The sequence below is a fragment of the Rhizobium sp. SVR5-2C genome (assembly GCF_056755115.1).
Window position 1 is genome coordinate 81,503 of sequence record NZ_JBNDHT010000005.1, and the last position, 24,919, is coordinate 106,421.

Sequence of the window (24,919 nt, forward strand, 5' to 3'; positions counted from 1 at the left end):
ATAACGCCGCTACCCGTCACAAGATCAGCACACTCCGCTTAACCGTCGACGTGGATGATTCCCGCTTCGCGCTCCAGATAGCGCTGGTCGATGTCAGGCAATGGCTCGCCTTCTATCGCGGATTCGAAGGTGCGTAGGCGCTTGTAGATCGACAATAGCTCAACGATCGTCGTCCACGAATTGACCAGATATTGGAACGAACCGCGCACCTGATCGAAAACGTTGTTGATTTGCGTCAGCAGGCCGAGCGTCAGCTTGCCGGCCACGATCGAAGGAACGAGCACGATCAGACTGAAAAGGTTGTCTGCCTGCAGGTAGAAGATGCGGGCGACGTTGAAATACATGTAATGGAAATAGAGACGAAAGTAGTTGCGCCGCACATTGGCGAAGAGCTCCGCCACTGTCGGCGGCGTGGCGCGGTCGGCGTGGTCTTCGCCGTAAACGAGTTCCTTGCGATAAGACGCTTCGACGCGCTGGTTGCGGAATTCGAGTCCCGGCAGCTTGAAGCCGACAAGACCGAGGAAGACCGTTCCAAAGATCGACCAGAAGAGCGCCGCCCAGACAAGCGCATGCGGTACCTCGCCGATCAGCGGCAGTTCGGTGATGCTGGCGCCGATCTTGAAGAGCACCGGCAGAAAGGCGATCAGCGTCATGACCGAGCTGACGAGGCTCACGCCGAGGCTTTCCACCGTGGACGAGAAGCGCATCGTGTCTTCCTGAACACGCTGTGAGGCGCCTTCGATATGACGAAGCTTCGGCCAGTACGACATATAGTATTCGTTCATCGCCGTGCGCCAGCGGAAGATCCAGTGGCTGACGAAGAAGAGATTGAGGACGCCGACGGTGATCGCCACGAAGGCGATGCCGGCGAAACCCAACATGCCGAGATAGAGTTGAGATGCAGTCACCGGCGCCGTCTTCGCGAGAGCCTGCTGGATCAGATCGTAGAACGGTCCGTACCAGGCATTGATGGCCACGCTCACCTGAACCGAGAAATACGTATTGAAGATGATCAGCGCAGAACCGAGCACTGACCACATCTGCCAGCGGTGCGGGCTGTAGGTGAACCAGAAGGCGGCAAAGAGCGCGACCGCCAAAACATAGTAGACGTAAAACCACAGGAACGGTGCCGACCAGAAGACCGAGACGCCGATCGGCGCGTCCTGGCCCGGGGGCAGCGGCGGCAGGCCAATCAGGGATCCGAGTCCGGAACCCACGAAATACCAAACGAGAACGGCCACAAGCGCCCAAGCTACAGCTGAGGTGAAGAAAAGCCTGGGCTTGGGAAAATAGGATACGAACACGGGAGAGCTTGCTTTCCTGAACTGGAGTTTTCGGAGTCTCTAAACAGACCAATTGCGGCGAAAACTACGGCAGTTCGCGAGGTGCGGCAATGGGCTCACCCCATCGTTACGTAATTGTAACGGCCTAGTGCAACCTCTTGATCACCGGCAGCACGAGCGCTGCGCACAGAATGAGAGCCGCTGCGGCGATATAGGTCGGCACCGTGAAGCTGCCGGTTCGCTCGGCGATCCAGCCGGCGACGATGGGGCCGATGATCTGGCCGAGACCGAAGGCCGCGGTCATTGTTGCAAAGATGCGGCGCGCGCTTTCCGGCACCAGCTTGCGGCCGATCTGAAGTCCATAGGCGGTAATGGCGAGGAAGGTTACGCCGAAAAGAGCTCCGCCGATGAGCGGCGCTATCGAGTGCGGCAGAAGCACCGTCGCGAGAACTCCCACCGCCTGCACCAGAAAAGTGGCGACATAAACCCAGCCAAGGCCGAGCGGACGCACCAGCGGTCGCCACGCAAAGAGCGCGACGGCTGCGGTCAGGCCGGCGATGAACCAGCAGAGAAATTCGACCGTCCGCCCTGCGGCATCCATGCGTGCGATGGTGACGAGGAAGGTCGCCGTGATCACGTAGCCGAATCCGAAGATGCCATAAGATAGCGTCAGCAGAACCGTCGGCAGCTTCCAGGCTATCGGCGGCTCCTTGCCTGAATTGCCCGCGCGCACCGGCTCCAATGGCAGCAGGGCCCAAACGGCCACGAGGCTGAGCGCCGAGAACAGCGCGCCGGTAATCCAATCAGCACGCCAGCTGGCCCCGTCGGCAAAGATGAGACCGATCAGCATCACGATGACGGAAGAGAGCGCAATACCCACCCCGGGACCGCCGAAGTGCGCCGCCTGAACGTGATCGTTACCGGCGGCCATGCCGTGGCTCAACACGATCGACGAGGTGAAGATCATCGCAAAGGCGCTTGCCAATCCGGCAAGAAAGCGGATTACCGCGAAGACGAGCACGGAATCGGTCGCGGCCATTGCATCAAGCAGCAGGGCGTTCGCCAGAAGCGCCAAAAGGGCAATCTTTCGTTCACGCCCTGCGGCCCAGCCGTAGGCGGCGAGCACGGCACCCGCCAGGTAACCGGCAAAATTTGCCGAGGCGATGAACCCTGCATCCGCCGGAGAAAGAGGCACGCCGCTCAACATGCCGGGTAGGATCGGTGTGTAGGAAAACCGTCCGAAACCCATGGCCGCCGACATCGCGATCATGCCGGCAAGCGCCGTCCCGAACAGGCTCACTGATTCATTTCCGCTGCGTGCCAACATGCGTGGCTTTATGGCGCCGCACAACGACAGCGACAAACGAGAAAATCTGATCGATTGATCAATTCCACAAATCCTTGGGTGTCTCTTGAAAGAGTATCTTACGATATATATTTTACGATATAACAAATGATACATCGAACGATAAAGGAGCAAACCATGAGAGGTTTCAAACGCGGCGGCATGTTCGGCGAAGCGATCCGGATGGGAATGGGCCGCAAGTTTTCGGCGGGCGATCTTCAACTCGTGCTGCTGGCGCTGCTCGACGAGCGCCCGCGCCACGGCTACGAGCTGATCAAGACGCTGGAGGAGCGCTCAGGCGGCTTTTACGTTCCGAGCCCCGGCGTCATCTATCCGGCGCTGACTTATCTCGAGGAAATGGAACTGGCCGAGGTGGAAGCCGAGGGCACGAAGAAGCTTTACAAGATTACCGAGCGCGGCAGGCAAAAGGTCGAGGAAAATCGCGCGATGATCATGCAGACACTGAACAGGCTCGAGCGCATCGGCGAGAAGATGGCTTTCGTCAACCGCATGTTCGATGCGGAGCGCCATGGCCGCCACCGCGACGCTGATGATGAAGAGGATTTCATGCGCGACAGCGGCAACATCCGCGACGCCCGCTTGCTGCTGCGCTCGGCACTCCGTGTGCGTTATCCGTGGTCGAAGGCTGAAGCCGCCCGCATCGCCGGCATCCTGGAACGCGCCGCGACGGAAATTCTACAGGGCGGCAAGCCGGAGGAACGCAGCTGAGCGCAAACGCATAGGCAGCATGCGCTGCCTATGCGGCACCATCCGGCAGCGTCAAGATCAGTGGACCGTTCCGGGTTGCGACGACCGTATGCTCGAACTGGACGGTCGGAGCCTGTGGATCGGCATAGAGCGTCCACGCATCGTCGCCGCCTTCTGCCCATGTCGCCCCAAGCGACAGGAACGGTTCGACGGTGAAGACGAGGCCTTCGGTCATCATCCGCTTCTCGGAAGGGTCCGGCCAGGTGGAAAGCTCGCCGGGCTCTTCGTGCAGCGAACGGCCAATACCATGGCTCGCTAGGTTGGCGACCAGCGTGTACCGGTTCTTTGCGGCAAAAGCGCCGACAGCCTTACCGATTTTCGCCAGCGGCTCGCCGGCCTTCACCTGATTGAGACCCACCCAGAGCGCGCGTTTGCCATCGCGGCAGAGCTTCTCGATCTTCGGCTTGACCGGTGGCACGGTAAAGGAGGCGCCGGTATCGGAAAAGAAGCCGTCCTTTTCGGCCGAGACATCGATGTTGATGAGATCGCCCGGACGGATCACCCGCGCACCGGGAATGCCGTGAGCGATTTCCTCGTTGACGCTGATGCAGGTCGCACCCGGAAACTGATAGCAGACTTCCGGCGCCGAACGGGCGCCGGCATCCTCCAGCACCTTGCGCCCAATCTCGTCGAGCTCGAGCGTCGTCATACCGGGTTCCACGGACGCTGCCATCACCTGAATCGCGTTGGCGCAGATGCGACCGATGTCCTTCAGTTTTATCAGTTCGTCGTCGTTTTCGATTACCATCTTTTTTCCCGGCCTGCCGCAAGGCGCAGGCCATCGCGGGGTTCAGGCCGTGGCTTTCGCCCCTTCGCCGGTGTCAGTCAATGCCTTTCTGACAAGCGGAGCCACTTTCGTGCCGTAGAGTTCGATACCCCGCATGATCTGGTCATGCGGCATGAGGCCGATCGCCATCTGCAATAGGAAGCGATCGTTCTTGAAGATCTTGTGGTGTGCGACGATCTTCTCGGCCACCACTTCCGGGTCTCCGACGAAGAGCGCTCCGGAAGGCTCACGCGACATGTCGAAATGCGCCCGGCTCGTCGGTCCCCAGCCCCGCTCGCGACCGATGCGGTTCATCACTTCGGCCTGCGGGCCATAGAATTGGTCGGCTGCCGCATCCGTCGTATCGGCGATAAACCCATGGACATTGATGCTCGTCTTCAGCTTCGACTGATCCTGCCCGGCCCGGCGCGCGGCCTCGCGGTAAAGATCAAACAGCGGCGCAAAGCGGCGCGGCTCGCCGCCGATGATGGCAAGTGCCACGGGCAGGCCGAGCGCGCCGGCGCGTGCCACGGATTGCGGCGTGCCGCCGACGGCGATCCAGAGCGGCAGCGGATCCTGCAGCGGACGCGGATAGACGCCTCGGCCGTTGATCGGCGCACGCAGTTCGCCCTGCCAGTTGACGACCTCGCCTTCGCGCAGCGCCAGCAACAGATCGAGCTTCTCTTCGAAGAGCTGCTCGTAATCTTCGAGGTTATAGCCAAAGAGAGGAAAGGATTCGATGAACGAACCGCGCCCCGCCATGATCTCGGCACGGCCGTTCGAGATGAGATCAAGCGTCGCAAACTGCTGGAAGACGCGCACCGGATCATCGGAGGAAAGCACGGTCACCGCGCTGGTCAGCCGGATATTCTTCGTCTTCACCGCAGCCGCGGCAAGCGCAACAGCAGGCGCCGAAACGGCGTAGTCGGGCCGGTGATGCTCGCCGAGCCCGAACACATCAAGCCCCACCTGGTCGGCAAGCTCGATTTCCTCGATGAGATGCTTGAGCCTCTCGGCTCCTTCAGCGCCCTTGCTGCGCGCCGGATCGGGGTTCACGTCGGCGAAGGTATAAAGACCCAATTCCATGGTCGGCAATCCTGTTGAATGTGCCATGGAGATAAGAATGCCGGCGGCGAAGGACAACCGGAAATTCTGGATCGGATCGTTCGATGCAGTTGATGGGTGACCTACCGTAATGGTTCCCAGGGATTGATGATCTCCACGCCCATACCCTGAAAATCGCGGATGTTGCAGGTCACCAGAGAGAACTTGTGTTCGACGGCAGTCGCTCCAATGAAGGCATCATGCAGAGGGCGGGGATTAGGAACGTTGAACGTCGCGGCGCAGAGCGCAATGCGTTCATCCGCCACCAATATCCGCCCATGGAACGCTTCCTTTACGCCCTCTGTCATCCAACGGCGCAACGCGAGCCCTTGCCGGGGATCGCGGCGTTCCATCTGCAAGACCCCCAGTTCAAGCTCGAAAAGCGTAATTGCGGAAATATAAAACAGCTCCTCCGGAAACGATGCGATCCAGGTCACGACATTGATGTTTTCCTTGCCGCTACCGGCCTTTCTCACTTCGGAGATGACATTTGTATCAAGGAGATACATCAGGAAAAATCGACAGGCTTGAGACCAAAATCCTCGATGCGGGGCGGATCAAATTCGATATCCTCCGCGCCAGGCATGGCAAGCAGATCAACGATGCTGCGGCCCTTATTCGTAAGCGCGGTATATTCCTCGATCGTCAGCAATACATGCGACGGCTTGCCGCGATCGGTAATGAATACCGGCCCCTTCGCGGCCGCTTTCTTTGCACCGCTGCTGTCCTGATTGAACTCCCTGCTGGTCATAACTGTCATGGCAGCCACCTCAATGTAGAAACGTTACTACATATATGAGGCTTTGCCAATCCGAATCCAAAATCAAAGGGTTGCGGGCGCTGGCGGATTCTGGATCGAAACCGCTTCAGCACCCGCTTGAACTGCTTTGAGCGTCAGAGGCGCGCGAGAAGCTCGGCGAGCTGATCGGCCGCCTTCCCCCAGCCTTCATGGAAGCCCATCTTTTCGTGCGCTTCCTTGTCTTCGGCGCGCCAATGCACCACCTTGGCTGTGTACTTGGTTCGGCCGTTACCCAGGTCTTCGAGAAGGACCATGGCGGTCATGAAGGGCTTTTCGGAGGGAACCCAGGCGCTGGTATAGGCATCCGTGAAAACGAGCTTCTCGTTTTCGACGACCTCCAGGTAGACGCCGCGATTTGGAAATTCCTGACCTTCCGGACTGCGCATGACGACAAGGCTCGAACCGCCCGGGCGGACGTCGCTCTCGACCTTTGAGATGGTCCAGGGGCGCGGGACGAACCATTCCTTCATCAGTTCAGGATCCGTCCAGGCCTTGAAGATCTTCTCGCGCGGAGCATCGAATTCGCGGACGAGAACGAGTTCATGTGTTGCTTCGGCAGTCATTTTCGGCATTCCTCCTGTTGAGCGAAACCTGTTTTCCGTCAGGTTGTTGCAAGGACGTTCCGGCAATCGCCGTCCCGACATCACTAGTCATTCTTCTTGAAATTTATTTCGCAGCCGGATGCGCTGGCTCGCTCTGCAGTTTGTCGATCTGCAGGCGGATGTGAGCCGCTTCGGCAGCGGAATTCGCAAGCGCGATCGCGTGATCGAAGGCTTCGCGCGCCTCTTTCACCCGCCCCATCTGCTTCAACAGCCCGCCGCGCAGGCCATGATAGTAAAAGTAACCGTTAAGCTTTTCGACGAGCGTTTCGACGAGCTGCAATGCCTCCTCCGGCCCCTTGAGCTTCGAGACCGCGACAGCGCGATTGAGCGTGACGACCGGAGACGGATGAACGCGCTCGAGCACGCTGTAGAGCAGATCGATCTCTGCCCAGTCCGTATCTTCTACGCGCTTCGCCCGCGAATGGAGGGCTGCAATCGCCGCCTGCAGCTGGTAGGGACCAGGCTGCCGGTGACGGATCGCCTTGTCGAGCAGGTTCAGCGCTTCGTTGATCAGTGCATGGTTCCAGCGCAAGCGGTCCTGATCCTCGAGCAGGACTAGTTCGCCATTGGCATCGAAGCGCGCCTCGCGCCGCGATATCTGCAGCAGCATCAACGCCAAGAGACCCATGATCTCGGGCTCACCCGGAAAAATGCGGAGCATCAGGCGTCCGAGCCGGATCGCCTCGTCGCTGAAGGCAGCCGCCTCGCATTTCGGATCGCCCTGCGAGTAACCCTCGTTGAAGATCAGATAGATCATCGTCGAGACGATCGACAGCCGCTCCGCCCGTTCCTCAGGCCCCGGCGTTTCGAAAGGCACGCCAGCTTTGGCGACACGCGCCTTGGCGCGGGTGATCCGCTGCTCCATGGCGCTTTCGCCGACGAGAAAGGCGCGCGCGATCTGCTGTACGGAAAGCCCGGAAACGATGCGCAACGCCAGCGCAATCTGCTGCGTCGCCGGCAGGTCCGGATGGCAGCAGATGAAAAGCAGCCGCAGGATATCGTCGCGATAGTTGGAGTCGTCCAACCGGTCAGCGAGTTCGCCTTCGGTATCCTCCTTGTCGGAAATCAGGTCCTCGTCGGGCAGCGCTTGGGTCTTCGACTGCTTGCGCACGGCATCGATACCGCTGTTGCGGCCGACGAAGATCAGCCAGGCGGTCGGGTCACGCGGCGGGCCCTTGTCCGGCCAGGTACGGATCGCGCGCAGGCATGCCTCCTGAAACGCTTCTTCCGCAATGTCGAGATTGCGGAAGTAACGCAGCAGCGCGCCCAGAGCCTTCGGCCGGGCAGCAGTCAGCGCAACGTCGATCCAGGCAATATCTGTCATGCCGCTGCTTCTCCAGGCCGGAAGACATAGAACGGCCGAATTTCATAGGATGTCGAGCCGGGATTGACCGCCGAGAGCTCCTTCGAGAAGGCGATCGCCTCATCCAGGGTCTCGAAATCGACGACGTAGAAACCGAGCAGCGCTTCCTTGGTTTCGGCAAAGGGACCGTCGAGTACGAGCGGTTCTTCCTTGCCCTTGCGCACGGTGGTCGCAGCCGTCGTCGGCATCAGCCTTCCGACCGGACCAAGCTTTCCGGCCCTGGCAACCGGTGCCTGCACTGCATGGAGTTTCGCCATGACGGCGTCTTCCTCCTCCTTGGACCAGGAGAAGACCGTCTCTTCGTTGGCATAGCAAAGGATCGCGTAGAGCATCTGTTATTCCTCCTCTCAATGACGAAGGAGTAACCCGGCTTCCGACACGGTGCAGCAAAAATTATCGACGGGAAAGGAGCAGCCTAACGAGAGGGCCGCTACCTGCTGGCAGCGGCCCATGTCTCTCGTCAGCTTGCCCAATGCGAGCAGCGGATGACGCTGCAGAAATTGCCGCGGTGGAAATGCGGATCCTTGTCCGCGAGAACGTCAGCCTTGACGTTGCCGAACGTCGTTTCCGGCTTGTGCTTTATGCCGTCATAGAAGGTCTGGATAATGTTTTCCTTGAAGTGATCGCCGCGCGGATGGGCGTGCACCACCGCCTCGCGCTCGGCATCGCTGTAGTCCTTGTAGGCCAGCCCCAGCACGTCCATTTCGACGCCGGCCGTCACCAGTGCCACGACCGGATGCATGTGCTGCGGTATGCCGGGCGTGGTGTGCAGGGCAATTGCCGTCCAGACGGTATCGATATCGGCCTGCGAAATGCCGTGGCTCTTGAGAAAATCGCGGGCGGCATTGGCGCCGTCGACCTCGAAACGCTCATGTGCGCTGCTGTGCTGGTGGGTCAGCCCCATGTCGTGAAACATGGCGCCGGCATAGAGCAGCTCCGGATCGAAGCTCAGGCCGCGACGTTTCCCGGCGAGCGCCGCGAAATAGTAGACGCGGCTGGAATGGTGGAAAAGCAGCGGCGATTCCGTATCGCGAACCAGCGCGGTTATCTCTCGAGCAAGCCTGCTGTCGGGGATGCTGATGCCATCGATCGAAAGTGTCATGGTTTATCTCCTTGCGGTTGGACAAGGTCGAGAGTAAAAGCGGCAGGAGTTGTCCTCAATCGACGCAACACGTCATTTACTGCCAAAAGCTGGCCGGAGCGGACGCTGCCGTGACAAACAAACCGAAGACCATCGCCATCCTCGCCGTTCCGGGCGTACAGCTCCTCGACGTCTCGGGCCCGCTCGACGTCTTCGCCGAGGCCAATGTGCAAGCGGGCAAGGAGATCTACCGGCTGCTGGTGATCGCGGTGGAGCACGGCCATATCCGCAGTTCCTCGGGCGCGCGGCTTGTCACGGACTACGTCGTGGGCGACGACATCCCCGAGATCGATACCTTGCTCGTCGCCGGATGTCCCAATGCGGCGGAGATTGCACCCGGCGCAAAGATGATTGCCTGGCTGCGCCAGGCAGCCCCGAAGGCGAGGCGCTACGGTTCGGTCTGCAGCGGCGCCTTCATCCTGGCTGCGGCCGGCCTTCTTGACGGGCGCCGGATCACCACGCACTGGGCGGTGGCTGACACGCTCGCCAAAACCTATCCCTCCGTGACCGTCGAGGCCGATGCCATCCATGTCCGGGACGGACCGTTGCGAACCGCTGCCGGCGTTACCGCCGGGCTCGATCTGGCGCTCGCCCTCGTCGAGGAGGATTTAGGACGCGATGTCGCGATGAGGGTCGCGGGCCAGCTCGTCATGTTCTTCAAGCGGCCGGGCGGGCAGATGCAGTTCAGCCGGAAGGGCGAAGCCGCGCCCGCCGGCCGGTCCGCATTGCAGGAGGCGCAGCGCTGGATTGCCGCCAATCCGGCCGCAGACCACAGCGTTGCCGCGCTGGCGCACCGGATGGAACTCAGCCCGCGCCACTTCGCGCGGCTGTTCCGCGATGAGGTCGGCACGACACCGGCCGCCTGGGTGGAGGCTGCCCGTATCGCGGCGGCGCGAACCCTGCTGGAAGAGGGCCACGCACCGAAGCAGGTCGCTTCCGAATGCGGCTTTGCCGATGCCGATACGCTGCGACGGGCTTTCACGCGGCAAGTCGGCGTGACACCGGCTGAGTATCGACGACAATATGCGAAGCTCGGCGCATCGCGTTAACCTGTCGAGGCGGCCGTGATTAACCACAGTGCGCCCGGCACGTCTGCCATGGAACCGCCTGCTTTCGTGTGGATGGCTCGCTGGCCGCCGAGGCAATCCATATCCAATCGATTTTTAGGAAGCCAATGAAGCCAAGCGCCCTTTCCACATTTGCCGTCATCTGCATGAGCGCCACTGCCGCATCGGCCGCGCCGCAGAACTTCATCTATACCAGCTCCGGAAATCTCGAAGCCGCCAAAGCCCTGCTCCAGCGGCCGGATATCGGCGGCGCGCAGGTCGTCTATAATTGGAAGATGCTGGAAGCGGCTAAAGGCGAACACGACTTCTCTGCAATCGAGAGAGATCTCGCCATCACCGACGGTCTTCACAAGAAGCTCTTCATCCAGGTGCAGGACCGCTTCTTCAATCCGAAGGCCCGCAATATCCCCGACTACATGCTCACCGGCACCAAATATGGCGGTGGCCTTGCGCCGCAGTTCGACAATCCGGGCGAGAACAAGGGCATCGGTTCCGGTTGGGCGGCGCAACAATGGAACCCGGCGGTTCGCGAGCGCTACCAGGCGCTTATCGGCGCGCTGGCGGCAAAATTCGACGGCCGCGTCTACGGCATCAACCTCCCCGAAACGTCGATCGATCTCGACCCGAAGAACGAGCCGAAGGATTTCTCCTGCGACGCCTATTTCTCCGGCGAAATGGAAAACCTCAGGTTCGCGCGCAAGGCCTTCGCAAAGTCCATGGTCGTTCAATATGTGAACTTCTGGCCCTGCGAATGGGAGAATGACCACAGGTACATGAGCCGCCTCTTCGATTTCGCGGCAAAGAACAATATCGGGCTGGGCGGACCGGACATCGTGCCCAACCGCAAGGCGCAGATGAAGAACTCCTATCCCTTCTTCAACCAGTACAAGGGTAAGCTCGCCTATGTGGGCATGGCCGTGCAGGAGCCGACGCTGACCTACAAGAATCCGAAGACGAAGAAGCCGTTCACCAAGGAAGAGTTCACAGCCTTCGCCGACGACTATCTCGGTGCCAGCGTCATTTTCTGGAGCGTGAGGAGCCCCTGGCTCAAGCCGTGACACTCAATCGCTTCGCCATCTGATCGAGCGCGCGTTTGAACAACGACTTGTCATCAAGGGCGCGCGACAATACCAGCGCGCCTTGTATTCCTACCACGGCATCTTCAGCCGCCGCCCTCGCCTCGCCTACCGCGCGGCCGCTGCGAACAAGGGCATCGGCAAGCGCATCGATCCAGCGTTGGAAATAGCCATTGATAGTGGTGGCAAAGCGCTCACGGGTCTCGTCCAGCGCAAAGGCGCCGACCAGGCAGATGCGCCCTCCGGAGCGGAAATACTCGTCGACGTTCCGCCACATCGCGCCGATTGCCGCAGCAGGCTCGTCCCGGCGCAGCGGCTCATAGACGAAATCCTCGAACCAGCGATTGACCTCCGCAAGCACCGCACCCGCCATCTCTTCCTTCCCGCCGGGAAAGAAGTGATAGAGGCTGCCTTTGCCGATGCCGGTGCGCTCGGTGATCCGGCTGAGCGTCGTGCCCTCGAAACCCAGCTCGCGAAAAGTTTCAGCAAGCAGCGGTACCACATCGGCGCGTTCGTAGAGCGTTTTCAGAGCGGGTGCCTTTCCTCAGAGGCCAAGGTCCGAGAGGCCCGGATGATCATCCGGCCGGCGGCCGAGGGGCCAGTGGAATTTGCGGTCCGATTCCTTGATGGGAAGATCGTTGATGCAGGCGAAACGCCGCTGCATCAAGCCCGCTTCATCGTATTCCCAATTCTCGTTGCCATAGGAGCGAAACCAGTTGTTGCTGTCGTCGTGCCACTCATAGGCGTAGCGCACGGCAATACGGTTCCCGCCGAAGGTCCACAGCTCCTTGATCAGCCGATAATCCAGCTCCTTGGCCCATTTGCGGGTAAGGAATGCAACGATCTCGGCGCGGCCGTTGACGAATTCGGCCCGGTTCCGCCAGCGGCTGTCGGGCGTATAGGCCAGCGAGACTTTTTCCGGATTGCGGCTGTTCCAGCCGTCTTCGGCGAGGCGAACTTTCTGAATGGCGGTTTCAAGCGTGAATGGCGGAACGAGAGCAGACATGACATTTCTCCTGTACTGATCTTCATGGTCTATACCGATCAGTACAGGATTTGAAAAAACGGCACAAGTCGTTTTGCATGTCGCCGAACGAGCCCTGCTATTTGTCTTTTCTTCCGAGCACTGTCGTGCTTTCGGCATGCCGAACCTGCGATCCGGCTACCACCGCAGACTTCGGAGCGCTCTTGTCCTTCTTGGGTTTGCGTATCTCGCGGTTGCTGCGCAGCTGTCCCTTGGCCATGGCACCTTCCCTCCGTAAATCACATCGAGGAAACGAGGATTGGCGATCGGGAAAGTCGAGACCCGATAATCCAACCCAGCGCCATTCTATCACAACTTCAATGCTGATTGAGGATGCTGTGCCGACGGCTGCTGTCGGGGATACCCGCTTTCGCGGAAGCAACGCGCCTTATGCTTCGCTCAACGTCCGCTTCACGGCGCTGCGCCAGCCCTTGAGCTTGGCCGCCCGCGTCTTGTCGTCCATATCAGGCTCGAAGCGCCGGTCGCGTTTCCACTTGGCGGAAAAGCCCTTGCGGTCGGGCCACACCCCTGCCCGGCTTCCGGCAAGCCAGGCAGCGCCGAGTGCTGTGGTTTCGAGGATGGCCGGGCGATCGACGGGGGCTTCAAGCAGGTCGGAAAGGCGTTGCATCGTCCAGTCGGACGCGACCATGCCGCCGTCGACGCGCAGCACCGTGTCCTCCTTGCCGTTCTTCCAGTCCTTCTGCATGGCTTCGAGCAGATCGCGTGTCTGATAGCAGACGGCTTCGAGCACCGCGCGGGCGAATTCGGCGGGACCGGTATTGCGCGTCAGGCCGAAGATTGCGCCGCGTGCCTTCGGATCCCAATGCGGCGCGCCGAGACCGGTGAAGGCCGGGACGAGATAGACCTCCTGCGTCGGGTCGGCCAGTTCGGCGAGCTCCCCGGTTTTCGCAGCGGTGTCGATGATACCGAGGCCGTCGCGCAACCACTGCACGGCCGCACCCGCGATGAAGATCGAGCCTTCGAGCGCATAGGTCGTTTCACCGTTCAAGCGATAAGCGATGGTAGTGAGCAGCCGGTTTTTGGAGCGCACGATGTCAGCGCCGGTGTTCAGCAGCGCAAAGCAGCCCGTGCCGTAGGTTGATTTCAACATGCCGGGCTCGAAGCAGGCTTGGCCGATCGTCGCGGCCTGCTGGTCGCCGGCAACGCCGAGAATCGGGATAGCGACGCCGAAGATAGAGGCATCGGTAACACCGAAATCGGCGGCACAGTCCTTGACCTCCGGCAACATGGCAGCCGGGACGCGTAGGATTTCGAGCAACTCCTCGTCCCATCTGTTCTCGACAATGTTGTACATCAGCGTGCGTGACGCATTGGTGGCATCGGTGACGAAGCTCTTGCCGCCGGTCAGCCGCCAGATGAGGAAGCTGTCGATAGTACCGAAGCATAGGTCGCCCCTGGCCGCGCGCGCTCGCGCGCCCTTCACGTTGGCCAGCATCCAGGAAAGCTTGGTGCCGGAGAAATAGGGATCGAGAATGAGCCCCGTCTTCTTCGTGAATGTCTTCTCGAGACCCTGGCGCTTGAGATTGTCGCAGTAAGTCGCCGTGCGGCGATCCTGCCAGACGATGGCGTTCTGAATCGGCTTGCCGGTTTCGCGCTCCCACACGACGACGGTCTCGCGCTGATTGGTGATGCCAAGCGCTGCGATATCCTTGGCTTTGATCTTCGCTTCCCTGAGCGCCATCTTGATGGTCGAAACCACCGAAGCCCAGATTTCTTCGGGATCGTGCTCGACCCAGCCCGAGCGCGGATAGATCTGCGTGAACTCCTTCTGGCCCGCTCCGGCGATCTTCATCTCGCCATCGAAGATGATCGCTCGTGTCGACGTCGTGCCCTGATCGATCGCCAAAACATATCCGCTCACGCTGTCCCTCCCATGCGCATCGCTTCTATCGGTGAAAATCATTAAGGCACCAAAGCGAACGTGAAAAGAAAATAAAGCGAAATAACAAGCAGCTACTCGCCCGGCCATCTTCGCCACTCGCTTCAATTGCAAATCCATGTCGCGCGCGATTGCCAGAAGCGCCGCTTTGCGCATACCTTCCGGGTAGTGCGTCGGGAACAAGCCACAAGGAGAAGAGCATGAAGAGAACCGTTGTCGTCACCGGATCCACCAGTGGCATCGGCCTTGCGATTGCCACCGCCTTTGCCGGAAAGGGTGACAACGTCGTCATCAACGGCTTCGGAAACGCCGATGAAATCAAGGCGATAGTGGAGCGGCTTGAATCGCTCTCGAAGGCCGGCGTGCTCTACCATCCGGCCGATATGACGAAGCCCGCCGAGATCGCCGATCTTATCGATACAGCGGCAAAGACCTTCGGCACGGTCGACGTGCTCGTCAACAATGCCGGCGTTCAGCACGTCGAGAAGATCGAGGATTTTCCGATCGAGAAATGGGACCAGATCATCGCCATCAACCTGTCGAGTTCGTTTCACACGATGCGCGCCGCAATCCCGCTGATGAAGGCGAAGAAGCATGGCCGCATCATCAACATCGCCTCGGCGCACGCGCTCGTCGCCTCGCCGTTCAAATCCGCCTATGTGGCCGCAAAGCATGGTATATTGGGCCTGACGAAGACGGCGGCGCTCGAACTTGCCGAGTTCGGCGTGACGGTGAATGCCATCTGCCCCGGCTATGTCCTGACGCCGCTCGTCGAAAAGCAGATACCGGATACCGCCAAGGCTCGCGGCATGACCGAGGAACAGGTGAAGACCGAGGTGATCCTCAAGGCCCAACCGACGCACGAATTCGTCAAGGCCGAGGAGATCGGTGCCCTGGCGCTCTATCTGGCGAGCGACGACGCGCGGCAGGTGACCGGCACCCACATCTCGATTGACGGGGGCTGGACCGCGGCATAACCATTTAAAAAACAAGAATAAGGGGTACCATGAAAGACTGCATCCGCTTCATCCTCAATGGCGAGGACATCGCCCTCAACGATGTCCAGCCCACCGAGACGCTGCTCGATTTCCTGCGGCTGAGGCGCCGGTTGACCGGGACGAAGGAGGGATGCGCCGAAGGCGATTGCGGCGCCTGCACGGTGCTCGTCGGCCGGCTTGTCGACGGCAAGCTGTTTTACGAGACGGTCAATGCCTGCATCCGCTTTCTGGGCTCGATGAACGCCACGCATGTCGTGACGGTGGAGCACCTTGCCGCCAGAGACGGCACGCTGCACCCGGTGCAGCAGGCGATGGTGGATTACCACGGCTCGCAATGCGGTTTCTGCACGCCCGGTTTTGTGATGTCTCTTTACGGTCTCTGGCTTGCGAACGAAAAGCCCGGCCGGGCCGAGATCGAAAAGGCGCTGCAGGGCAATCTCTGTCGCTGCACCGGCTACGAACCGATCGTCAAGGCCGCCGAGGCCGTCAGCCGCGCGCGGCCGAGCGCGCTGTTCGATCCGCTGGAAAAGACGCGCTCGGATATTGTCGCCCGGCTTTGGGCGATGCAGACGCGCGAGACGATCACCATCACATCCGGCGAAGAGCGGCTGATCGTCCCCGGTTCCGTCGAGGCGCTCGCGCGCATTCTGGCCGATGAACCGCAAGCGACCGTCGTCGCCGGTTCGACGGATGTCGGCCTCTGGGTGACGAAGCAGATGCGCACGCTGAACCCCGCCGTCTTCATCAATCACCTGAATGAATTGCAGACGGTCAAGGCGACCGACGGCGGCGTCACGATCGGGGCTGGCGTGACCTACACGAAGGCTTTCGACGTTCTCGCCGCGAAGGTGCCCACGCTCGGCAATCTCATCAACCGCATTGGCGGCGAGCAGGTGCGAAACATGGGCACGATCGGCGGCAATATCGCCAATGGCTCGCCGATCGGCGACAGCCCGCCGCCGCTGATCGCACTCGGCGCCACGCTGAAACTGCGTTCGGCAGCCGGCACGCGCATGTTGCGGCTGGAGGACTTTTTCATCGACTACGGCAAGCAGGACCGCAAGCCCGGCGAATTCGTCGAGAGCGTCTTCATGCCCTACCCGGCCGAGGGTAGCCGGTTCGCGGTCTACAAGATCACCAAGCGCCGCGACGAGGATATCACAGCGGTGCTCGGTGCCTTCTATCTGACGCTCGATGACGCAGGCGACGTCAATGACATTCGCATTGCCTTCGGCGGTATGGCAGGAATCCCGAAACGCGCCCGCACGGTGGAGGCAGATCTCATCGGTAAGCCATGGAACGAGGAAACCGTCGACAAGGCGCGCGACGCCTTCGACGCCGATTTCCAGCCGCTGACCGACTGGCGCGCAACCGCCGAATACCGGCAATTGACGGCGAAGAACCTGCTGAAGCGCTTCTACCTGGAAACAATGAGTGCGCCGGCGGAATTGAAGCGGTTCGAGGGAGTGGCGTGATGGATCGCTTGACTGTTTGCCTCAACAAGCCCCCTCATCCGGCTGCCGCCACCTTCTCCCCGAGGGGAGAAGGGATGTGCCGCACCGTCTCGTTCCCCCTTCTCCCCAGCGGGGAGAAGGTGCCCGGAGGGCGGATGAGGGGGTGGCTCGCTCCGCATATCATGACGGAGCCTCACCATGGATAAATCCACCTTCGATAACGCCAAGGCGATGATCTCAGGTCCGATGCACAGTTCGCTGAAACATGATTCAGCCCATAAGCATGTGACCGGAACCGCTGATTATATCGACGATATTCCAGAACCCGCAGGCCTGCTGCATGGCGCGCTTGGCACGTCCGACCGCGCCCATGCGGACATCCTCAGCATGGACCTTTCCGAGGTCCGGCAGCATCCGGGCGTCGTCTGGGTCTTCACCGGCAAGGACGTACCGGGCGTCAATGACGTTTCCTCCAACGGCAGCCACGACGAGCCGCTGCTGGCAGAAGCCAGGGTCGAATTCCACGGTCAGCCGATCTTTGCCGTGATCGCCGAAACCCGCGATGCCGCCCGCAAGGCCGCGCGCAAGGCCAGGATCGAATATCGCGACCTGCCGCACTGGAGCGATATCGACGGCGCGCTCGAGAACGGCGGCCCGCTGGTCATCACCCCGATGACGCTGCGGCGCGGCGACGCCAAGGCCGAAATGGACAAAGCTCCTCGCCGGCTGAAAGGCCAGATGCGCATCGGCGGTCAGGAGCATTTCTACCTCGAGGGCCATATCGCCATGGCGATCCCCGGCGAGGACGACGAAGTCACGGTCTGGTCTTCGACACAGCATCCGAGCGAAATCCAGCATATCGTCGGGCATGCGCTGAACATTCCCTCGAATGCGGTGACGGTGAACGTGCGACGCATGGGCGGCGGCTTCGGCGGCAAGGAAACGCAGGGCAACCAGTTCGCCGCTCTGGCCGCGATCGCCGCAAAGAAACTCAAGCGTGCCGTCAAGTTCCGTCCCGACCGCGACGAGGACATGACCGCGACCGGCAAGCGCCACGACTTCCTGGTGGACTACGAACTCGGCTTCGACGACGAAGGCCGGATCCACGCGGTGGACGCGACCTATGCCGCGCGCTGCGGCTTCTCCTCCGACCTTTCCGGACCGGTCACAGACCGGGCGCTCTTCCACGCCGATTCCAGCTATTTCTATCCGCATGTGCACCTGCAGTCGAAGCCGCTCAAGACCCATACGGTCTCGAACACCGCCTTCCGCGGTTTCGGCGGGCCGCAGGGCATGCTTGGAGCCGAGCGCTTCATCGAGGAGATCGCCTACGCCACCGGCAAGGACCCGCTCGAAATCCGCAAGCTGAACTTCTACGGCCAGCCGGGCTCGGGGCCTACGCTGACGCCCTACCATCAGGAGGTCGAAGACAGCATCCTCGAACGTATCGTCGGCGAGCTGGAGGAGAGCGCCGACTATCAGGCGCGCCGCAATGCCATCATCGGCTTCAATCGCGACAGCCGGTATATCCGCAAGGGCATTGCCCTGACGCCGGTGAAGTTCGGCATTTCCTTTACGATGACTGCCTTCAACCAAGCGGGCGCCCTCGTGCATGTCTATCAGGACGGCTCTATCCACCTGAACCATGGCGGCACGGAGATGGGCCAGGGCCTCTATACGAAGGTGGCGCAAGTTCTGGCGGACAGCTTCCAGGTCGATATCGACCGCGTGAAGATCACCGCGACCACCACCGGCAAGGTCCCGAACACCTCGGCGACGGCCGCCTCCTCCGGCTCCGACCTGAACGGCATGGCCGCCTTCGACGCCGCCCGGCAGATCAAGGAGCGGCTCGTCGCCTTCGCCGCCGAAAAATGGAGCGTCGATCCCGCCGAAGTCATCTTCTTGCCGAACCGCGTGAAGATCGGCGATAGCGAAATCCCCTTTCCGGACCTCATCAAGCAGGCCTATTTCGCCCGCGTGCAACTGTCGGCGGCCGGCTTCTACAAGACGCCGAAGATCCACTGGGACAGGCAGGCAGGCCGTGGCACGCCGTTTTATTACTTCGCCTATGGCGCCGCCTGCTCGGAAGTGTCGATCGACACGCTCACCGGCGAATATCTGGTCGACCGCACCGACATCCTGCACGACGTCGGCCGTTCACTGAACCCGGCGATCGACATCGGACAGGTCGAAGGCGGCTTCGTCCAAGGCATGGGATGGCTGACGACGGAAGAGCTCTGGTGGGACGAGAAAGGCCGGCTGCGCACGCACGCACCCTCCACCTACAAGATCCCGCTCGCCTCGGACCGACCGAAAATCTTCAACGTCCGGCTGGCGGAATGGTCGGAAAACACCGAGGCCACCATCGGCCGCTCCAAGGCCGTCGGCGAACCGCCGCTGATGCTGGCAATTTCCGTGTTTGAAGCGCTCTCGATGGCGGTGGCGAGCGTCGCCGATTACAAGGTCTGCCCGCGGCTCGACGCGCCGGCAACGCCGGAGCGGGTGCTGATGGCAGTGGAGCGGCTGCGACGGGTGTGACGATGGCGAAACGTCCCTTCTCTTCGTCGAAAGAAAGAACGGATGGCGGACTTTCTCCTAACCGAGAGGACATAACAAAGAGACGAGCTGGCAAGACCGAACAGGCACGCAGACTGCGCCGAAGTGACACCGAAGAAGAATACCGGCTTTGGGGTGAACTTCGAAATCGGCGGCTGAACGGTCACAAATTTATGCGCCAAGTGCCGCTTGGACCCTACATCGTCGATTTTCTTTGCCGAGAGATGCGGTTGATTGTTGAGGTCGATGGCTTTCAGCATGCCGCCGATCCCGCTGATGCCACGCGGACGCATTGGCTAAATGGCAATGGATATTCGATTCTTCGATTTTGGAATCACGAGATCACACGGGAAAGGCGGACGGTTCTGGAGACAATCCTAGCTGTGCTTGAAGGACAGATATTTCAGCGGGATGACACTCTGCGCTTTTATCCTGCGATCGTGCGCCCGAGGAATATTGATAGATGACGCGCCCGAACCAAGCCCCCTCATCCGGCCCTTCGGGCCACCTTCTCCCCGCTGGGGAGAAGAGGGAGAATACGGCACTCGCCGCGAGTCTCTTCTCCCCAGAGGGGAGAAGGTGCCGGCAGGCGGATGAGGGGGTAGCGCGGCATACTCAGCCTCCGCTGTACGACATGGATTGGTTTCTATGAGAGATTTATTTCGATTCCTCACCGCCCACCCCGTTTCCATCCTGGTCGACATCACCGGCACGCAAGGCTCGACCCCGCGGGAAGCTGGCGCTTTCATGCTTGTCTCCGAAAGCGCCAGTTGGGGCACGATCGGTGGTGGGCAGCTTGAATTCATGGCAATCGCAAACGCCCGTGAGCTCCTGAAGGGCGGCGGCCGCGAGACCATGGATATTCCGCTGGGGCCGGCGATCGGACAATGCTGCGGCGGGCGCACGCAGCTGCGGTTCCGGAAGATCACGGATGAACTGGTGGCGGAACTGGAGGCCAGGCAGGCGGACGAAGCGGCGCATCTGCCGGACGTCTATCTCTTCGGTGCTGGCCATGTTGGCCATGCGCTGGCAGCCGCGCTCGCGCCCCTGCCGCTTTCCGTCACCGTCGTTGAGACGCGCCAGGAGGAACTCGCAAACCTGTCGCCAGAGACGAAGACACGGCTTACGCCAATGCCGGAAGAGCTGGTGAAGGCCATGCGGGCGGGTTCTGCCGTCGTGATCCTGACGCATGACCATGCGCTCGATTTCATGATCGCGCGCGAGGCGCTGGCGAGAACCGATCTGTCCTATGTTGGCATGATCGGCTCCGCGACGAAGCGCGCCACCTTCGCAAGCTGGTTATCGCAGGAGGGCGGCGAGCGACGATGGCTCGACCGCCTCCTACTGCCGATCGGCGGGTCGGCGGTCAGGGACAAGCGGCCCGAAGTGATCGCCGCCATGACCGCCGCGGAAATATTGGCAGCACTTTTCGCCTACCGTCAAAACTCGTCCTCGTAACGCGGGTCTCGCCCATCCAGGAAGCCGAGATCGCGCTTTACGCGGTCCGGCATGCTGTCGAGGTCGATCCGCGACGGGTGGAACAGCTTGGCACGGACCCAGTCCGCGACACTGGAAACAAGCGCTGAACTCGAGAGACTGACGGGCCTTGCGCTCTCTTCGATAGCATTGCAGTCCATGACATCACCTTTGTTCATTTGATGCTATGGCTTGCAGTCTGCCGAAAGAAATGCTGCAATTCCAATCGAACAACCGTCTGCATGCATAAAGAGAACTTATCCATGAAGCTGTCGAAGCAATTTCCGCTGAATGCGCTGCGCGTCTTCGAGGCCGTTGCCCGGCTCGGCAGCTTCACCAAGGCGGGCGAAGAGCTCGGCATGACGCAGACCGCCGTCAGCTATCAGGTGAAACTGCTGGAGGAAAATATCGGCGAGCCGCTTTTCCTGCGGCGCCCGCGCCAGATAAGCCTGACGGAAACCGGCGAAAGGCTGGCGCCGCAGGTCACCGAGGCCTTCGAGATGCTGCAGCTCGCCATGGCCGAGGCACGCGGCGAGACGGAGGTGACGCTGCAGATCACCTGTCTCGCGACCTTCGCGTCGCAATGGCTCGCTCGCAGACTCGGCATTTTCCAGCTCGCCCATCCGAATATCGCCGTGCGGATCAACACGTCAGATACACTGGTCGATTTTGCCCGTGAGGCATTCGATGTCGGAATCCGCTCGGGCACGGGAGATTGGCCGGGCCTGCGCGCCGAAAAACTGATGGACGTCTATTTCACGCCGATGCTGAGCCCGGCACTTGCCGACAGCATCGGTGGCATCCATGAACCGGCAGACCTATTGAAGCTCCGGATTTTCGACCCCACAGACCCGTGGTGGCACCAGTGGCTCGAAGCGGCGGGCGTGCCCACGACGAGCCTGAAGACAAGGGCCACGAGCTTTTATGGCGCGCAGGCCTATGAGGCAGCTGCTGCGGTCGCCGGCCAGGGCGTCGCGATCCTGACGCCCGACTTCTACCCGGAAGAGCTGGCAAGCGGAAAGCTGATCCGTCCCTTCGAGCTTGCCTGCACCGATGGCCGTGGCTACTGGCTCGCCTATCCTGAAAGCCGTCGCAACGTTCCGAAGATCAAGGCATTTCGCAACTGGATATTGGAGGAAATGCACGGCAAGGAGGCTCGCTCTCAATAGCCCATTTCCGGCGCGTAGAAGCAGCGCGGTGTGTCCTCGTTCGGGAACAGGCAAAGGTGATAGTCGCCGTCGCCCGATTGCATCGCCTTCGTCATCGGCAGCATGAAGACATGCGCCCGCGTCACCAGCCGATGGTCGCCAGGCAGCAACGTTACGCGGTATCCCCTGGGAGTAACCTGGACGCTTTTCGAAGGGATCATCTGGCAATCGCCATTTTGGCTATCGCCGTTGCAACAAAAGGGATCGTAAGACCAACCTGATGGCGCGTCGTGGGCACTCACGCTCGACGCAAACGCAATCATCACACCTGCCAGAATGCTGCGCATGGGCTATTCTCCGTCGATGAATGCCCCGCCTCAAATGCGGTTTCCACCTCATCCCGGCGGCCTTCAATGGAAACTGTAGCCTAATCTTGACATTTCAATGATCACAAAATTGTGCAGCGCAGCATATTCACATGGGCGTGCTTGTGGATGTTGTTCAAGTAACAATCGCCACAAGCGGCGTGCTGTAGCCCCACCTGCGCCAGCGCGACGAAGGGAGCGATCGTGTCTTTGCATGGTGCCGGCCAAGCAAATCGACAGTCATCTTTGCCCCTTCCCTCTCGCGTCAACATTCTGCAATGTGGCGAGTCGGAGGAAGACAGGGGAACTCAATGTATGAATATGCCATAGCGTGGGAATGGCTGGCCTTCGCGGCGCGCTGGTTTCATGTCATTACCGCGATCGCCTGGATCGGCTCGTCGTTCTATTTCATCGCGCTCGACCTTGGCCTGGTGAAACGTCCGCATCTTCCGCCCGGTGCCTACGGCGAAGAATGGCAGGTGCATGGCGGCGGCTTTTACCACATTCAGAAATATCTGGTGGCACCCGCCCAGATGCCCGAGCACCTGACCTGGTTCAAGTATGAGAGCTATTTTACCTGGCTCTCCGGCTTCCTGATGCTCTGCATCGTCTATTACGGCGGTGCTGATCTCTTTCTGATCGACCGCCATGTGCTGGACATCAGCCCGGTCACCGCCATCCTGATTTCGCTGGCCTCGCTGGCCGGCGGCTGGCTCGTCTACGATCTTCTCTGCAAGTCCCCGCTCGGCAAGAACACCTGGGGGCTGATGATAGTGCTCTACGCGGTCCTGGTATTCATGGCCTGGGGCTATACGCAGGTCTTCACCGGCCGCGCCGCCTTCCTGCATCTCGGCGCCTTCACGGCGACGATCATGTCGGCCAATGTCTTCATGATCATCATCCCCAATCAGAAGATCGTCGTCGCCGACCTGATCGCCGGCCGCACCCCCGATGCGAAATACGGGCAGATTGCCAAGCAGCGTTCGCTGCACAACAACTACCTGACGCTGCCCGTCATCTTCTTCATGCTGTCGAACCACTATCCGCTGGCCTTCGGCACCGCATTCAACTGGGTCATCGCCGCTCTCGTCTTCCTGATGGGCGTGACCATCCGCCATTGGTTCAACACCACGCATGCGCGGAAGGGCCGGCCGACCTGGACCTGGATCGCGACCGTGATCCTCTTCATCCTCATCATGTGGCTTTCCACCGTGCCGAAACTGCTGACCGGCGAAAGCGATACTGCTGCCGTCGCGCCCGCTTTCCAGCAATTTGCCGGTGACCCTCATTTTCCGGCCGTCAAGCAGCTTATCTCGACGCGCTGCACGATGTGCCATGCCGCCGAGCCCGTCTATGAGGGTCTTGCCCGCCCGCCGAACGGCGTGATCCTCGACAATGACGCGGACATCGCCGCCCACGCGCGCGAAATCTATATACAGGCGGGCCGCAGCCATGCCATGCCTCCCGGCAATCTGACGGATATCACGCCGGACGAGCGCAAGCTGCTCGTCGCCTGGTTCGAAAGCGCAGTCGAAGGCAAACAGCAATGACGACGAAACTCCTGCGCGGGCGCCTGCTCTCGTTCAAGCGCGCCCCGCAAAGCCTGACCGATACGGACAGCTACAGCTACGAGACCGACGGCGGCCTGTTGATCGAAGGTGGCAAGATCGCCGCGACCGGCGCCTATGCTGAGATCAGGGCCAAGGCACCTGAGGGGACGGAAGAAATCGATCACCGCCCGCACCTGATCATGCCGGGCTTCATCGACACGCACCTGCATTTCCCGCAGATGCAGGTGATCGCCTCCTACGCCGCCGACCTGCTCGAATGGCTGAATACCTATACCTTCCCGGAAGAATGCCGTTTCGTCGAAAGCGCGCATGCGCAGAAGATCGCCACGCGCTTCTACGATGAGCTCGTCCGCCACGGCACGACGACGGCGGTCGCCTATTGCTCCGTGCACAAGACCTCCGCCGATGCTTTCTTCGCAGAGGCCATGCGTCGCAACATGTGCATGGTTGGCGGCAAGGTGATGATGGACCGCAATGCGCCGCAGGGCCTGCTCGATACCCCGGAGATGAGCTATGATGAAACGAGGCAGGTGATTGCCGACTGGCACGGCAAGGGCCGCAACCACGTGGCGATCACGCCGCGCTTTGCAATCACCTCGACGCCTGAGCAGATGGAAGCCGCAGCCACGCTTGCCCGCGAGTTTCCCGATCTGCACATCCAGACGCATCTCTCGGAAAACCACGACGAGATCAAGTTCACCTGCGGCCTCTATCCGGAAGCGACCGACTACACCGATATCTACGCCCGCTACGGCCTGCTCGGCGAAAAGAGCCTCTTTGGCCACTGCATTCATCTTTCGGACCGCGAAGCGGATGCGATGAGCGAGGCGGGTTCAATTGCCGTGCACTGCCCGACGTCCAACCTCTTCCTCGGCTCCGGCCTCTTTCCGCTGAAGACACTGGCGCGCCGCCAGAAGTCCGTGCGCATCGGCGTCGCGACCGACATCGGCGGCGGCTCCAGCTATTCCATGCTGCGCACGATGGATGAGGCCTACAAGATCCAGCAGTTGCTCGGCGAACGCCTCAACCCACTAGAGAGCTATTACTACATGACGCTCGGCAACGCGGAAGCGCTCTCGCTTGCAGACAGCATCGGCACCCTGGAGCCGGGTA

At 60.8% G+C, this 24,919-nt stretch carries 27 protein-coding genes; 11 read left to right on the forward strand and 16 right to left on the reverse strand.

The window, feature by feature from the left end; translation table 11 throughout:
- Window positions 1-38: 38 nt before the first annotated feature.
- Entirely contained in the window at window positions 39-1,304 is a 1,266-nt protein-coding gene (gene bacA, locus ACPYOI_RS02755) for a bacteroid development protein BacA (protein ID WP_168830410.1), read from the reverse strand.
- A 124-nt stretch (window positions 1,305-1,428) separates the two neighbouring features.
- Window positions 1,429-2,610, reverse strand: coding sequence for a YbfB/YjiJ family MFS transporter (locus tag ACPYOI_RS02760; protein ID WP_481422518.1), 1,182 nt, complete (start codon window positions 2,608-2,610; stop codon window positions 1,429-1,431).
- Window positions 2,611-2,766: 156 nt separating this feature from the next.
- On the opposite strand from ACPYOI_RS02760, the gene ACPYOI_RS02765 reads away from it, so the two are divergent.
- The gene (locus tag ACPYOI_RS02765) at window positions 2,767-3,357 is read left to right on the forward strand and encodes a PadR family transcriptional regulator (RefSeq protein ID WP_481416699.1); all 591 of its coding nucleotides are present in this window, start codon (window positions 2,767-2,769) and stop codon (window positions 3,355-3,357) included.
- 28 nt (window positions 3,358-3,385) lie between these two features.
- Here the strand turns inward: ACPYOI_RS02765 and map are convergent, their stop codons facing one another.
- From map to ACPYOI_RS02805, 8 genes are all read right to left on the reverse strand, one after another.
- Window positions 3,386-4,144, reverse strand: coding sequence for a type I methionyl aminopeptidase (map, locus tag ACPYOI_RS02770; protein ID WP_481416698.1), 759 nt, complete (start codon window positions 4,142-4,144; stop codon window positions 3,386-3,388).
- A gap of 42 nt (window positions 4,145-4,186) precedes the next feature.
- The gene (locus ACPYOI_RS02775) at window positions 4,187-5,248 is read right to left on the reverse strand and encodes an LLM class flavin-dependent oxidoreductase (protein WP_481416697.1); all 1,062 of its coding nucleotides are present in this window, start codon (window positions 5,246-5,248) and stop codon (window positions 4,187-4,189) included.
- 101 nt (window positions 5,249-5,349) lie between these two features.
- Entirely contained in the window at window positions 5,350-5,775 is a 426-nt protein-coding gene (locus ACPYOI_RS02780; protein WP_481416696.1) for a PIN domain-containing protein, read from the reverse strand.
- Window positions 5,775-6,026: a type II toxin-antitoxin system prevent-host-death family antitoxin gene (locus ACPYOI_RS02785; protein WP_481416695.1), complete on the reverse strand. Its 252-nt coding sequence runs from the start codon at window positions 6,024-6,026 to the stop codon at window positions 5,775-5,777. Before ACPYOI_RS02785 ends, ACPYOI_RS02780 begins: the two co-directional genes overlap by 1 nt.
- Window positions 6,027-6,160: 134 nt before the next feature.
- Window positions 6,161-6,628, reverse strand: a complete 468-nt coding sequence (locus ACPYOI_RS02790; protein ID WP_481416694.1) for an SRPBCC family protein — start codon at window positions 6,626-6,628, stop codon at window positions 6,161-6,163.
- Window positions 6,629-6,731: 103 nt separating this feature from the next.
- Window positions 6,732-7,991, reverse strand: a complete 1,260-nt coding sequence (locus ACPYOI_RS02795) for an RNA polymerase sigma factor (protein ID WP_481422519.1) — start codon at window positions 7,989-7,991, stop codon at window positions 6,732-6,734.
- Entirely contained in the window at window positions 7,988-8,362 is a 375-nt protein-coding gene (locus tag ACPYOI_RS02800; protein ID WP_168830400.1) for a YciI family protein, read from the reverse strand. The genes ACPYOI_RS02795 and ACPYOI_RS02800 overlap by 4 nt, the downstream gene beginning before the upstream one ends.
- Window positions 8,363-8,490: 128 nt before the next feature.
- Window positions 8,491-9,132 (reverse strand): HD domain-containing protein, encoded by a 642-nt coding sequence (locus ACPYOI_RS02805; RefSeq protein ID WP_481416692.1) that lies wholly within the window; start codon window positions 9,130-9,132, stop codon window positions 8,491-8,493.
- A gap of 110 nt (window positions 9,133-9,242) precedes the next feature.
- Here ACPYOI_RS02805 and ACPYOI_RS02810 point away from each other — a divergent pair, with 110 nt between their 5' ends.
- Both ACPYOI_RS02810 and ACPYOI_RS02815 read left to right on the forward strand, forming a co-directional pair.
- Entirely contained in the window at window positions 9,243-10,220 is a 978-nt protein-coding gene (locus ACPYOI_RS02810) for a GlxA family transcriptional regulator (protein WP_481416691.1), read from the forward strand.
- A 125-nt stretch (window positions 10,221-10,345) separates the two neighbouring features.
- Window positions 10,346-11,296 carry a hypothetical protein gene (locus ACPYOI_RS02815; RefSeq protein WP_481422520.1) on the forward strand — a complete coding sequence of 317 codons (951 nt, stop codon included), beginning with the start codon at window positions 10,346-10,348 and terminating at the stop codon, window positions 11,294-11,296.
- On the opposite strand, the gene ACPYOI_RS02820 is transcribed toward ACPYOI_RS02815, so the two are convergent.
- From ACPYOI_RS02820 to glpK, 4 genes are all read right to left on the reverse strand, one after another.
- On the reverse strand, window positions 11,286-11,843 hold the full coding sequence (locus ACPYOI_RS02820) for a TetR/AcrR family transcriptional regulator (protein ID WP_481416723.1): 558 nt from the start codon (window positions 11,841-11,843) through the stop codon (window positions 11,286-11,288). The two genes, ACPYOI_RS02815 and ACPYOI_RS02820, sit on opposite strands and share 11 nt — an antisense overlap.
- 15 nt (window positions 11,844-11,858) lie before the next feature.
- Window positions 11,859-12,320 carry a nuclear transport factor 2 family protein gene (locus tag ACPYOI_RS02825; protein ID WP_481416689.1) on the reverse strand — a complete coding sequence of 154 codons (462 nt, stop codon included), beginning with the start codon at window positions 12,318-12,320 and terminating at the stop codon, window positions 11,859-11,861.
- A 97-nt stretch (window positions 12,321-12,417) separates the two neighbouring features.
- The gene (locus ACPYOI_RS02830) at window positions 12,418-12,558 is read right to left on the reverse strand and encodes a hypothetical protein (protein ID WP_168830395.1); all 141 of its coding nucleotides are present in this window, start codon (window positions 12,556-12,558) and stop codon (window positions 12,418-12,420) included.
- A 168-nt stretch (window positions 12,559-12,726) separates the two neighbouring features.
- Window positions 12,727-14,220 carry a glycerol kinase GlpK gene (gene glpK / locus ACPYOI_RS02835; protein ID WP_481416688.1) on the reverse strand — a complete coding sequence of 498 codons (1,494 nt, stop codon included), beginning with the start codon at window positions 14,218-14,220 and terminating at the stop codon, window positions 12,727-12,729.
- Window positions 14,221-14,438: 218 nt separating this feature from the next.
- Between glpK and ACPYOI_RS02840 the strand changes: the two genes are divergently transcribed.
- The 5 genes from ACPYOI_RS02840 to xdhC all read left to right on the forward strand — a co-directional run bounded on the left by ACPYOI_RS02840 (window position 14,439) and on the right by xdhC (window position 20,704).
- Window positions 14,439-15,215 (forward strand): 3-hydroxybutyrate dehydrogenase, encoded by a 777-nt coding sequence (locus ACPYOI_RS02840; protein ID WP_481416687.1) that lies wholly within the window; start codon window positions 14,439-14,441, stop codon window positions 15,213-15,215.
- A 29-nt stretch (window positions 15,216-15,244) separates the two neighbouring features.
- Window positions 15,245-16,711, forward strand: coding sequence for a xanthine dehydrogenase small subunit (gene xdhA, locus ACPYOI_RS02845; RefSeq protein ID WP_481416686.1), 1,467 nt, complete (start codon window positions 15,245-15,247; stop codon window positions 16,709-16,711).
- 177 nt (window positions 16,712-16,888) lie between these two features.
- Entirely contained in the window at window positions 16,889-19,228 is a 2,340-nt protein-coding gene (gene xdhB / locus ACPYOI_RS02850) for a xanthine dehydrogenase molybdopterin binding subunit (RefSeq protein ID WP_481422521.1), read from the forward strand.
- Window positions 19,156-19,713: an endonuclease domain-containing protein gene (locus ACPYOI_RS02855; protein ID WP_481416722.1), complete on the forward strand. Its 558-nt coding sequence runs from the start codon at window positions 19,156-19,158 to the stop codon at window positions 19,711-19,713. Before xdhB ends, ACPYOI_RS02855 begins: the two co-directional genes overlap by 73 nt.
- A gap of 181 nt (window positions 19,714-19,894) precedes the next feature.
- Window positions 19,895-20,704 carry a xanthine dehydrogenase accessory protein XdhC gene (gene xdhC / locus ACPYOI_RS02860; RefSeq protein WP_481416684.1) on the forward strand — a complete coding sequence of 270 codons (810 nt, stop codon included), beginning with the start codon at window positions 19,895-19,897 and terminating at the stop codon, window positions 20,702-20,704.
- On the opposite strand, the gene ACPYOI_RS02865 is transcribed toward xdhC, so the two are convergent.
- Entirely contained in the window at window positions 20,686-20,883 is a 198-nt protein-coding gene (locus tag ACPYOI_RS02865) for a hypothetical protein (protein WP_481416683.1), read from the reverse strand. The genes xdhC and ACPYOI_RS02865 overlap by 19 nt on opposite strands.
- A 102-nt stretch (window positions 20,884-20,985) precedes the next feature.
- On the opposite strand from ACPYOI_RS02865, the gene ACPYOI_RS02870 reads away from it, so the two are divergent.
- Window positions 20,986-21,891, forward strand: coding sequence for a LysR substrate-binding domain-containing protein (locus ACPYOI_RS02870; RefSeq protein ID WP_481416682.1), 906 nt, complete (start codon window positions 20,986-20,988; stop codon window positions 21,889-21,891).
- Here ACPYOI_RS02870 and ACPYOI_RS02875 read toward each other — a convergent pair.
- Entirely contained in the window at window positions 21,885-22,217 is a 333-nt protein-coding gene (locus tag ACPYOI_RS02875; RefSeq protein ID WP_168830387.1) for a hypothetical protein, read from the reverse strand. The two genes, ACPYOI_RS02870 and ACPYOI_RS02875, sit on opposite strands and share 7 nt — an antisense overlap.
- A 329-nt stretch (window positions 22,218-22,546) precedes the next feature.
- Here ACPYOI_RS02875 and puuD point away from each other — a divergent pair, with 329 nt between their 5' ends.
- Together puuD and guaD are read left to right on the forward strand one after the other, a co-directional pair.
- Window positions 22,547-23,785 carry a urate hydroxylase PuuD gene (gene puuD, locus ACPYOI_RS02880; RefSeq protein WP_481416681.1) on the forward strand — a complete coding sequence of 413 codons (1,239 nt, stop codon included), beginning with the start codon at window positions 22,547-22,549 and terminating at the stop codon, window positions 23,783-23,785.
- The coding region (gene guaD, locus ACPYOI_RS02885; protein WP_481422522.1) for a guanine deaminase at window positions 23,782-24,919 on the forward strand (1,138 nt) is incomplete at its 3' end. The genes puuD and guaD, both read left to right, overlap by 4 nt.